3 protein-coding genes are annotated in these 4,070 nt (G+C 74.9%); 2 read left to right on the forward strand and 1 reads right to left on the reverse strand.

Annotated features, from left to right (window positions below; all coding sequences use genetic code 11):
* Positions 1–256: 256 nt before the first annotated feature.
* On the forward strand, positions 257–904 hold the full coding sequence (locus KS423_RS40070; RefSeq protein ID WP_224284654.1) for a hypothetical protein: 648 nt from the start codon (positions 257–259) through the stop codon (positions 902–904).
* A gap of 10 nt (positions 905–914) precedes the next feature.
* Here KS423_RS40070 and KS423_RS40075 read toward each other — a convergent pair whose 3' ends face one another.
* Positions 915–1,700, reverse strand: coding sequence for an SLATT domain-containing protein (locus tag KS423_RS40075; protein WP_224284655.1), 786 nt, complete (start codon positions 1,698–1,700; stop codon positions 915–917).
* A gap of 367 nt (positions 1,701–2,067) precedes the next feature.
* Here KS423_RS40075 and purD point away from each other — a divergent pair, with 367 nt between their 5' ends.
* Positions 2,068–3,315 (forward strand): phosphoribosylamine--glycine ligase, encoded by a 1,248-nt coding sequence (gene purD, locus KS423_RS40080; RefSeq protein WP_224284656.1) that lies wholly within the window; start codon positions 2,068–2,070, stop codon positions 3,313–3,315.
* Positions 3,316–4,070 lie beyond the last annotated feature (755 nt).

Raw genomic sequence — 4,070 nt, forward strand, 5'->3', positions numbered from 1 at the left:
GCCGTGAGCTGGGCCTGGGCCTCGGCCTGGTGCCGCAGCCGCGCGTGACGCCGTACGGCCGGTTCGGCCGACGGCTGCCCGGGCCGCCGCCGGAGGCCCCGCGGGGACGGCCCGACCCGCACGCCGCACCGGGCCGGTAGGGTGGCGGGCGTCGTTACCGGGCGCCCCACGAAAGGGCCGTCAGGGTACCGACCCAGCCCCCGTCGTCGCCCCGTCTCCGCGGGCGATCCCCGCCTCCGGAGAGGAACTGCCGGTCATGGCCTGCGACCTCTGGCTCGTCCCGCTGGTGGACGCGCTGAGCCACAGCCCCGACAACCCCTTCCGGGACGACCTCACGCTCTACAACTCGGTCCTGGCCTCACGCGGTCTGCCCGAGGTGCCGGTCTACCGGTTCGTCCCGGGCATCAGCGGTGCGGTCGAGCCGATAGCCGCGTTCGACTACGACTCGCTGCACTTCCTGCGCCGCGCCTACCTGTTGGGCCTCACCGGACTGGACATCACCCCGGTCGACGCGCTCGGCGGCGACTACGAGCAGCTGCTGGAGATGTTCGAGAGCAGCGCCGAACAGTCGCACCTGGTCTGGCACTTCGACCACGCCGGCGCGTACGTGCCGGTCGAGTTCGCGGTGCCGCTGGTGGACGACACGCTGCTCGCCTCCGGCGGCCCGCTCGGCTCCAGCCACGGGCTGCTGCGCGAACTCCAGGCCGTCGCACCGGCGCTGGGCATCGACCCGTTCAACCCGCCGGGCCCGACCCGGCCGCTCGGCCCGACCGGCCTGGAGCAGCCGTTCGGGCCGCCGATCGACGACGTCCACCCCTTCGCCCGGGAGCGGCACGCCTGGTCGGGCCTGTACGCGGCGGCGACCAGGAGCGTCACCCAGGGCTCGATGATCGTCTTCGCCTGACCTCCGGGCACTACCGCAGCGGCCCCTCCGGCGGCCGCTGGCGCGGCATGGTGGGCCGGGTGCCCGGCGGCGGCAGCACCCGCACCTGGGCACCCACCCCGGGCTCGCTGCGCCCGCCCCAGGCCCCGCCGGACTGGGTGGGCAGCTGGGTCATCGAGGCGCGGAACTCCAGCATCCACTCCGAGGTCTCGGAGCGGACCATGTCCGAGACGTCCTCGCAGAACCGGCGCAGCACACCCAGGCAGCGCTCGGCGGCCTCGCCCGCGGTGCCCTCGGTCGGGCCGAGCACCTCGCGCACGCACTCCGACGCCCAGTCGAACTGGAAGGCCTCCAGGCGGCGTTGCAGCGCCTGCCCGGTGGAGACGTCCCGCATCCAGCCGGAGGTGAGGCCGAAGACCCGGTCGGCGGCCAGGCAGGTGGCGGAGAGTGCGAAGCCGACGTAGCCCCAGCTGGTGCCGTGCGCGAAGGCGCCGGCCAGGTCGACCAGCGGGGCGACCACCCCGCCCGCCGCGAAACCGGCCGCGCCGAACCTCAGCAGGCGCGCCCAGCGGCGCTTCCAGATCCGGTCCCGGCGGTACCACTCGATCGCCTCGACCGCCCGCTCCTCGGACCAGCGGTAGAGCTCCTCCAGCCGTTCGGCGGGCTCGCCCCAGTCCCCGAGGGGGAACTGGCGGGTGCTCAGATCGGCTCGGTGGCGGATGGAGGCTCGTCGGACGACGGCGGCGGCGGGCTGGTCCTCCTCACCGATCTCCTTGCCCCAGGCACTCTCCTCGGGCTGCATTTCCGGCTGGCTCACCTGTGGGGCTCCCTGTGGCGGGCGGACTGCTGGGTCTGTCGGCGCAACGGCTGACGTGGTGTCCGCCGGTGGTTCTCCAACAGCACTTCTTACCGCCAAATGGCTGACCGTGGGGGCGCTTCTCCGTTGATCGTTACTGGTTTCGGCCACCGGAACCCGAGGTGGGCGGGTTGCGGGGGGCGGCGAGATTTCACCCGTCCGAGCGAGGGTCCGGTGACCCGGAGTCGTGACCCGACCACCCACCGCCGAACCGGCCCGGCCGGGCTTGGAGGATCCTCCGGCGCGCCCGGCGTACGGGGCTCTTCCCCCGGAGGATCCGACGGGACCGGAGAGCGGCCGGAACAGGCCACCGACTACGCTGCCAGGCGTGAAGGTCCTCGTCATCGGCGGCGGCGCCCGCGAACACGCCCTGTGCCGCTCTCTGTCCCAAGATCCCGCAGTGACCGAACTGCACTGTGCCCCGGGCAACGCCGGGATCGCACAGGTCGCGGCGGTCCACCCGGTCGACCAGCTGGACGGTGCGCAGGTCGCCGCGCTGGCCGGCCGGCTCGGCGCCGGCCTGGTCGTGGTCGGTCCGGAGGCCCCGCTGGTCGCCGGTGTCGCGGACGCCGTCCGCGCGGCCGGCATCCCGGTGTTCGGCCCGTCCGCCGCGGCAGCCCGGCTGGAGGGCTCGAAAGCCTTTGCCAAGGACGTGATGGCCGCGGCCGGCGTCCCCACCGCCCGCTCCTACGTCTGCACCACCGTCGCCGAGGCCGCCGAGGCGCTGGACGCCTTCGGCGCCCCGTACGTGGTCAAGGACGACGGCCTGGCCGCCGGCAAGGGCGTCGTGGTCACCTCCGACCGCGAGGCCGCGCTGGCGCACGCCGCCGCCTGCGAGCGCGTGGTCATCGAGGAGTACCTGGACGGCCCCGAGGTCTCGCTGTTCGCGATCACCGACGGCACCACCGTCGTCCCGCTCCAGCCCGCCCAGGACTTCAAGCGCGCACTGGACGGCGACGAGGGCCCCAACACCGGCGGCATGGGCGCCTACTCGCCGCTGCCGTGGGCGCCCGCCGGGCTGGTCGAGGAGGTCCTGGAGAGCGTCCTCCAGCCGACCGTGGACGAGCTGCGCCGCCGCGGCACCACGTTCTCCGGCCTGCTGTACGCGGGCCTGGCACTCACCTCTCGCGGCACCCGGGTGATCGAGTTCAACGCCCGCTTCGGCGACCCGGAGACCCAGGTCGTGCTGGCCCGGCTGCGCACCCCGCTGGCGGGCGTGCTGCTGGCCTCCGCCGACGGCACCCTGGACCAGCTGGAGCCGCTGCGCTGGGACGAGGGCGCGGCCGTCACCGTGGTCGTCGCCTCCGAGGGCTACCCGGCCGCCCCGCGCACCGGCGACCCGATCGAGGGCCTGGCCGAGGCGGAGGCGGACGGCACCGCGTTCGTGCTGCACGCCGGGACGAAGGCGGGCGAGGACGGCCGGGTGCTGAGCGCCGGCGGCCGCGTCCTGTCGGTCACCGCCACCGGCGCCGACCTGGCCGAGGCGCGCGAGCGCGCGTACGCCGCGGTGGACCGGATCTCCCTCAAGGGCGGCCAGCACCGCACCGACATCGCGCTGAAGGCGGCCACCGCCTGAGGCGTCGGCGTCCGCGCCGCCCGCGGCCCCCGTGCGAACCGCTCGCACGGGGGCCGCGGTGCGTCGCACCCACGGTGCGGGGCGGCGGCGGGCGGACTCCGGAAGGGGAGAGCGAGTCCCGAACAACCGAGCCCGCCGGTCAACCCCATGGGCGCAGCGTCCCGGGCGTTTCGGGGTCGGAGCGGCTGCAGGGGCCGACGCACCGTTCGGCCGACGGATTCCAGCCCATCGGGTGACAGCACCCGCATCCGGCTGACGCAACCGCTCGTTCGGCCTTATGGTGCGCTGGATCGCGGTGCGCGGGGCCCGTGCGCCGGGTCGCCGCCGGGTAGTGGTGCTCCCACGGGGGGATGCTGGACGGCGTCCGGCCGGGCGGTCGTCGGAGTGCTTCGCACCGGACCGGACGCCGGCGTCCGGGCGGCGTCACCGGAACGACCGGGCGGTGTCACCGGGACGAGTGGAAACCGGGGCGATCCGGAACGCCCACCCGCACCGGGGCGTCGAAAATGTCAGTAGCGCCACGCAGCATGCACTACCGGGGATCGGACGCCTCCGCTTCCCGGTCGGAACTGATCGTTTCGAGTTGGCTCAGGGCCCGAAGCCGGGCGCCCGAGGGCTCCGAAGGGGGTGCCGCACCGTATGGCCGCAGTCGACACCGCGCGCGCTCACGCCCAGGCGGTCCTGCGGGTCCGAGGCCTCGCCCGGGCCGCCGCCGCCCTGCCCGCCGCCGTCGCGGTGGTCCTGCTCGCGGGCCG

Source organism: Streptomyces sp. LS1784, assembly GCF_020103755.1.
Classification (GTDB): Bacteria; Actinomycetota; Actinomycetes; order Streptomycetales; family Streptomycetaceae; genus Kitasatospora.

Bases quoted from the DNA above. Each gene is read 5' to 3' on its own strand.
- KS423_RS40070 (WP_224284654.1), top strand. From the start codon at position 257: ATGGCCTGCGACCTCTGGCTCGTCCCGCTGGTGGACGCGCTGAGCCAC.